This window comes from Hymenobacter lutimineralis (assembly GCF_008271285.1).
Classification (GTDB): domain Bacteria; phylum Bacteroidota; class Bacteroidia; order Cytophagales; family Hymenobacteraceae; genus Hymenobacter; species Hymenobacter lutimineralis.
Map to the genome: position 1 here is coordinate 555,319 of NZ_VTHL01000001.1, position 6,172 is coordinate 561,490.

A 6,172-nucleotide genomic window follows, 5' to 3' on the forward strand; every position below is an offset into this window, starting at 1 on the left:
TCGGCGCGAGCATTGAAAATTACGGCTTTCCTGTACTTTCGCTCCATGAGCACTCCACTTTCCCGTCCGGCCAGCAACGAGTACGCGCCGTACTACGAAACCTACGTTCGACTTGTCACCGATCCGCTGCAACAGTTGCGGGATCAGCTCGGTCAGTTGCGCCAGCTAGTACAAACCCTTTCCGACGAACAAGCCCGCTTGCGCTACGCCCCCGGCAAGTGGAGCATCAAGGAAAGTTTGGTCCATATTATGGATACGGAGCGTATTTTTGCCTACCGCGCCCTGCGCATCGCCCGGGGAGACACCACAGCTTTGCCTGGTTTTGAGCAGAACGACTACGTGCCGGCTTCCGCGGCCGATGCCCGTACCCTGGAAAGTATCCTACATGAATACGATACGGTGCGGGCCGCTACGCTGTGCTTGCTGGAGTCGTTGCGCCCGGAAGACTTTGACCGTCTCGGTACTGCCAGCAACAATCCAGTGAGCGTGCGGGCCCTTGCATACATGCTAGCCGGCCACGAAGCGCATCACCTGCAAATATTGCGGGAGCGGTATCTGCCCCTATTGGCTTAAGAGAAGCAACTAGCGCCCCACAACACGGGCGTATTCCCCCACGTTAAAACAGCATACACCTTCCTTTTCATTCCTACCACTATGGCCAAAGCGCAAGACGCCCGAAAAGAGAAAAAGAAAGAGTCGACGAAGACGGAAAAAGAGAAAAAAGCCGCAAAAGACGAGAAAAAAGCCGCCCGCGCCCGCAAGCAGGAATAGCCCCAAGAAGCCTGGGTAATGAAAGATACTCGGGCTGCTTTTTTATAAGCTGTTCTGAGCAAACCAATGCTCATCATCGGGGGCCGCCCTGCACATAAAACGTGAAAGCCCCTGATTTCTATGCTAGCGTCAGGGGCTTTCACGTTTTATGTGCAGAGTAAAGTTGTACCGGCTTGATTGCTTCAACGCTGGCTTGGTGCACTACATGCCCGTATATCACTAGTCGGTTTTCTTCTTCGCCGTTCCACTCACAGCGTATAATACACTTCTTTCTCCTTGTCGTGGTGCTTAATGTAGCCGTGCAGGGTAAGCTTGATGAGGGTGCGGAAGGCCCGGCGCTTCCCGATGTTGAGCAGCTTCATGTACTGGGAGAGCGTGATGCGCGGGTGCTGCCGCAAGTATTCTAGCACGGCTAGTTCCTCTTTGTTCAGTGGTAGCCTTTCCAGGCGGGGAGCTTCGGGCTCCTGGCGTTCCAAGGCTTTTTCGGTGAGCTGGCTAGTTTGCACGCTTTCGTCGCGCACGCGCACGTAGGCCCGCCAGTCGCCCTCCGCCACCTGGGCACGGTGCGGCTTGTGGGAGCTTTCGGGAACCGTTACCACCACCACCACCCGCGCATCTTCCTCAACTTCCCGAAACCGCAGCTGCAAAGGCGGATCGATGTAGTGCGCTGCGGCTTCGCGTAGCTGATACATTTCCTCTTCCGCATCGCGCACACCCACAATGCGGCCATCATCATCAACCCCAACCAACACCCGTCCGCCGTGCGTGTTGGCCAGCGACGCCAGGGTACGGGCAATGCGCGTGGGGTGCGTGGTCCGCTTCTTAAATTCCAGCTGTTCGCCTTCGCCCTGCCGAATCAGTTCCTGCAACTCTGTCATGGCTTGCAGCTACACATTAAGTATGAAGAATGGTACTTGAAGCTGACCCTTACTCGATTCCCGTCTCCTCGGCCGAAATGCGCCACAGTCGGTTGGCCTCAGCCCGGTTGCTGGCCCGCTCGGCGCAGCGGCCCGGCCGGCTGTTTTTAAAGTAACGGCCACTTACGCGGGCCACTTCCGGTGAGCTGGCCAGGTATACCGTAGTGCGGGCACCCCGCTCCGGCGTTACCATGATGGGCTTCGCCAGCCACCAGAGCGCCCGCATCAGTGGGGGCTTTTCTCCGTTTACCAAGTCGGTATTCACCACGCCCGGGTGCAGGCTGTTGGCCGTAATGGCCGTCAGGTCGAGGCGGTGAGCCAACTCATTTGTAAAAAGAATATTGGCCAGCTTGGAGTCGCAGTACGCCGTAATGCCGCTGTAGCGGCCGCGGGCGTTGCGCACTTCCCGGGAGGCTTCAATCTGCCCCAGCCAGTGCGCCTCCGACGCTACGTTGATGATGCGGCCTTGGGGCGCTGCCAGCAGCAGCGGGAGCAGGAGGTTGGTAAGCACAAAGGGCGCCAAATGATTGGTCACCCAGCTCAGCTCGTGGCCTTCGCTGGTGATGGTGTGCGGCCCGCCCATAATGCCGGCATTGTTAATTAACACGTCCAGCTGCGAGTGGCGGCGCGTTACTTCCTCGGCTAGCTCCTGTACCTGCGCCAGCAACGACAAATCAGCCACCAAGATTTCGGCGCTGCCGCCCATTGTGGCTCCGGCCTGTTGCACTTGCGCGAGCAGTGCTTCCAGCTTCAGCTGGTTGCGGCCTACCAAAAGCAGGTGGGCGCCGCGGCGGGCCAGTGCCAGGGCCGTAGCCGTGCCAAGGCCGCCCGTGGCGCCGGTTAGGAGCACGGTCTTGCCACGCATTGAAACTTCTGACGCAGGAACTGCCATACTAGGTACTTGCTCGTGAAAAAAGCCTGGCCAAGGCAGGCCAGGGGCAGGGCGCCCGGGTTTAAACGATAAAACCAGGCCCGGCCGTTGTAGTTTCTACGTCAAACCCGAGAAAACAAAAGTGCCGCCCGGGATGGGCGGCACTTTGGGTAGCACGCAGCAAGGCGCGGTGCTTAGAAAGGCAGGTCGTTGTCGTCGTCCGAGGCAATGGGGGCTGCCGGCTGGGCCCGCAGGTTCGGATTCTGATTGGCGGCTGGCCGGGGAGCAGCTTGCTGGTAGTTGCCTCCGCCCTGAGGAGCAGCGGCTCCACCAGCGGCGGCATCAATTTTCCAGGCTTCCAGGTTCGTGAAGTACAGCATCTGGCCATTCTTGTTGAAGCCGCGGCCACGCAGGTTAAAGGTTACTTTAACCTCGTCGCCCACGCGGTACTGGTCGATGAGGGCCGTTTTATCCTGTACCAGTTGGAATTTGATATGCTCAGGGTACTGGCCATCTACAACCTCCAGCACGAATTCGCGCTTGCGGAATTTCTCGCTCACCTGCTGTTCGTCGAAGATTTCGTGCAGGCGGCCGGTAGCATCGTAAGCCATAAGAAAGAATAGTTTGGGGAAGTGAAAACAGTCAATCAAACCTACGAAAAAAAACGCGCTTAGGCTAGCTGCGTAGGGGAGCCCAACAGCCAGTCGGCTGCCTTTCTTAGCTTTGCGTTTTCTTCTTTCCCCAAGTTTTTTCCTTGCTGATGAACCCACCCATTGCCCTGGCCCTGCACGGAGGAGCCGGTACCATTTCCCCCGCCCTCATGACGCCGGAAAAAGAGCAAGCTTACCAACTCGCCCTGCGTGAGGCCACGGAAATCGGCTACGCCGTGCTGGCGCGGGGCGGCTCGGCCCTTGATGCCGTAGAGCTGGCCGTGCGCAGCCTGGAGGATTGCCCACTTTTTAATGCCGGCCGGGGCGCGGTGTTTACCCACGAAGGGCACCACGAGATGGATGCCGCCCTGATGGATGGCCGGACCCGGGCGGCCGGGGCCGTGGCCGGGGTGCGCACCGTGCAGAACCCCATCCGGGCGGCCCGGCTGGTGATGGAAAAAACCGACCACGTGCTGCTGGCTTATCCCGGGGCCGATGAGCTGGCCCGGGAACATGGCCTGCCTACGCAGCCGGCTGCGTACTTTTTCACCCAGCACCGCTACGACCAGCTTCAGGAAGCTCTGCAGGAAGGGCGCATGCGCCTCGACCACAGCGCAGCCAAAAAGCCCGAAACCGTATTGCCCGCCGTAGATGCACCTCTGGCCGAGCCCGCGGCCTTTGTGGGCGAAGACCCCAAAAAGAAAATGGGGACGGTAGGAGCCGTAGCCCGCGACGCGCACGGCCACCTGGCCGCCGCCACCAGCACCGGGGGCATGACCAACAAGCGCTACTCCCGCATCGGCGACTCGCCCATCATCGGCTCGGGCACCTTTGCCGACGACCGGACCTGCGCCATCAGCTGCACCGGGCACGGGGAATTTTTCCTGCGCGCCGTTGTGGCCCACGACATCAGCTGCCTGATGGAGTACCGGGGCCTGAGTTTGGCCGAGGCCTGCCGCGTGGTGGTGCACGACAAGCTGGCTCCCATGGGCGGGGAAGGGGGACTGGTAGCCGTGGATGCCGCCGGCAATGTGGCTTTGCCCTTCAATTCTGAAGGCATGTACCGCGCCAGCCAGACAGCTACCTCTCCTCTGTACGTGGGTATTTACCGCGACTAGCTACTCCTTATATATATAGGCACACGAAAACGACCAAAAGCAAGCGGGCTTCCCATTGGGAAGCCCGCTTGCTTGGCTTAAGTTGTGGCCGGGCTGGGAGGTGAGCCCGGGGCCGGAGAAGGGCTGGCTTCGGTGGGCGCCGCCAAGGCGGCGTCGTGGGTGGCGCGGTCTACGTAAAACTGCCGCTGCTGCATGTTGTATACATTGCCTTTGGCCAGCACGTGCATGGTCATGTGCTCTACTGAAAGGGCCGTGCCTTTCTTCGCGGCCGGGGCGTTGTTGTGCTGGATGCTTTTGCCATCCATAATGATAACCAGGTTCGAGCCGATGGTTTCGATGACGTTGCCATCGGTGATGAGGATGCCGGTGTCCTCGCCCAGGCCAATGCCAATCAGCTTGGGGTACAGGCTGACGGCTTCGATCAGGCGCCCGAAACGGCCGCGTTTCACGAAGTGCGTATCGATAACCACATTGTTGAGCAGTCCCAGACCGTGGCCCATTTTCACGGCGCCTTTCAATAGTGCATCGGGCACGCTGCCGCCCCGGATCATCATGTGCGACATGGCCATGGCGCCCGCGCTGGTGCCGGCCATTACGAAGCTGGGCTCCGTCTGGTAGCGGGTGGTGAGCAGGTCGAGGAATTCACTTTCCCCGAACATTTCCTTGAGCCGGGACTGGTTGCCGCCGCTGAACATAATCAGGTCACAGGACCGCAGGCGTTCCAGGTATTCCGGCTGCCGGGCGTCCTCGGGGGTACGAATGTCCATCACGCCCACGTTGTGGCAATTGAGCATGGTAAAGGACGACCGGTAGATTTCGCCCACTTCCTCTGGAATCATGGAGGCCGTGGTCACTACCTCTATGCGCGGGTCGACCTTGCCCGATTCCGTGACGACCCGCTTCAGAATTCCCAACTCAAAAAAGTTGAGGTAGTATTTCTTGCGCACCCGGGCGCTGGAGTAGGTGCCTTTATCTTCGTTGCCGCCGATGGCAATCAGCTTACCGAGGGGTTTTACTGTTTTCAACTGTCGTACTATAATTTTCAGAATCGAGAAAAGAACCGGCGCTCAAGCAAGGTTCGCGCCATCTCAGAGGAGGTTACCGGGGCGGCCCCACCAACTCATCCAGCGTACCCCGCGCTACGGAATGGTAGTTAGGCCGAGCTTGCGCGTATACGGCCTGGGCACGGTGGCGGCCATTGGGTGCTGCAAGTAACGCCTTGTAAAGTGGCACCAGAAACTTACGTCGCCCAACGTGGGTCAGAAATTTTTCCAGGGCTTCGGTCACGCTGGGGGAGTTGCCGGCTAGTGCGTGCGGAAACCAGGCAGCCAGTATTTCGTTGTTGCCGGAGTGCGTAAAGCCGAAGGCCGCATCCAGCTCGGCTAGTTGCACCGAGGAAAGGAGAGCTGGCAGGCCCTGCAGAAAATGCACCCACTCATGACTGCTCCAAGCGGCTGTGCTGAGGTCGGCGGCCGGGGTGCCGGCCAGCCACGCCTGGCGCGCGGCCTCCACGGCTTCAAAGCGGGTGGAGTGTACCGGGGGTGCGCCCGCCGGAATACCCGGCTTGTTTAACCAAGCCTGCAGGTTTAGTTTCTCTTCCAGCCCCGGCTCCGCGTCCAACAGCTCATGTCGCAGGTAAGCCACAAACGACTCCGTATCCATGGCTTGAAAGCTGTGGCGCGTGAAGTACTCCTTAATAAAGGTGTCGAGGCGGGAGCGGCCTACTAGGGAGTGTGGACAGTGGTCGTAGCTTAGCGGCATGCTACGCCGCCATGAATTAAGCGAACGGGAATGGAAATTGGTCGAACCGCACACTTTGGGTCGTCCGGGTACGGGTGGGGGCAC

At 59.6% G+C, this 6,172-nt stretch carries 7 protein-coding genes; 2 read left to right on the forward strand and 5 right to left on the reverse strand.

Going from position 1 to position 6,172, the window contains the following annotated elements; all coding sequences use genetic code 11:
* Window positions 1-45 precede the first annotated feature (45 nt).
* Window positions 46-573: a DinB family protein gene (locus FY528_RS02230; protein WP_149069346.1), complete on the forward strand. Its 528-nt coding sequence runs from the start codon at window positions 46-48 to the stop codon at window positions 571-573.
* A gap of 446 nt (window positions 574-1,019) precedes the next feature.
* Here FY528_RS02230 and FY528_RS02235 read toward each other — a convergent pair whose 3' ends face one another.
* The 3 genes from FY528_RS02235 to FY528_RS02245 form a co-directional block, all read right to left on the reverse strand.
* Window positions 1,020-1,649, reverse strand: a complete 630-nt coding sequence (locus FY528_RS02235) for an RNA-binding domain-containing protein (protein ID WP_149069347.1) — start codon at window positions 1,647-1,649, stop codon at window positions 1,020-1,022.
* Window positions 1,650-1,698: 49 nt separating this feature from the next.
* Window positions 1,699-2,553: an SDR family oxidoreductase gene (locus FY528_RS02240; RefSeq protein ID WP_168680078.1), complete on the reverse strand. Its 855-nt coding sequence runs from the start codon at window positions 2,551-2,553 to the stop codon at window positions 1,699-1,701.
* Between the two features lie 200 nt (window positions 2,554-2,753).
* Window positions 2,754-3,170 (reverse strand): DUF3127 domain-containing protein, encoded by a 417-nt coding sequence (locus FY528_RS02245; protein WP_149069349.1) that lies wholly within the window; start codon window positions 3,168-3,170, stop codon window positions 2,754-2,756.
* A gap of 149 nt (window positions 3,171-3,319) precedes the next feature.
* On the opposite strand from FY528_RS02245, the gene FY528_RS02250 reads away from it, so the two are divergent.
* A complete protein-coding gene (locus FY528_RS02250; RefSeq protein WP_149069350.1) occupies window positions 3,320-4,327 on the forward strand; it encodes an isoaspartyl peptidase/L-asparaginase family protein in 1,008 nt (335 codons plus the stop codon).
* A 77-nt stretch (window positions 4,328-4,404) separates the two neighbouring features.
* On the opposite strand, the gene FY528_RS02255 is transcribed toward FY528_RS02250, so the two are convergent.
* On the reverse strand, window positions 4,405-5,352 hold the full coding sequence (locus tag FY528_RS02255) for a cyanophycinase (protein WP_149069351.1): 948 nt from the start codon (window positions 5,350-5,352) through the stop codon (window positions 4,405-4,407).
* A gap of 73 nt (window positions 5,353-5,425) precedes the next feature.
* On the reverse strand, window positions 5,426-6,088 hold the full coding sequence (locus FY528_RS02260; RefSeq protein WP_262383882.1) for a leukotriene A4 hydrolase C-terminal domain-containing protein: 663 nt from the start codon (window positions 6,086-6,088) through the stop codon (window positions 5,426-5,428).
* Window positions 6,089-6,172: the final 84 nt, after the last annotated feature.

What these genes read in the sequence shown, in the direction of transcription:
- FY528_RS02230 (WP_149069346.1), top strand. Translation starts at nt 46, where the DNA reads ATGAGCACTCCACTTTCCCGTCCGGCCAGCAACGAGTACGCGCCGTAC.
- FY528_RS02235 (WP_149069347.1), bottom strand. Translation starts at nt 1,649, where the DNA reads ATGACAGAGTTGCAGGAACTGATTCGGCAGGGCGAAGGCGAACAGCTG.
- FY528_RS02240 (WP_168680078.1), bottom strand. Translation starts at nt 2,553, where the DNA reads ATGCGTGGCAAGACCGTGCTCCTAACCGGCGCCACGGGCGGCCTTGGC.
- FY528_RS02245 (WP_149069349.1), bottom strand. Translation starts at nt 3,170, where the DNA reads ATGGCTTACGATGCTACCGGCCGCCTGCACGAAATCTTCGACGAACAG.
- FY528_RS02250 (WP_149069350.1), top strand. Translation starts at nt 3,320, where the DNA reads ATGAACCCACCCATTGCCCTGGCCCTGCACGGAGGAGCCGGTACCATT.
- FY528_RS02260 (WP_262383882.1), bottom strand. Translation starts at nt 6,088, where the DNA reads ATGCCGCTAAGCTACGACCACTGTCCACACTCCCTAGTAGGCCGCTCC.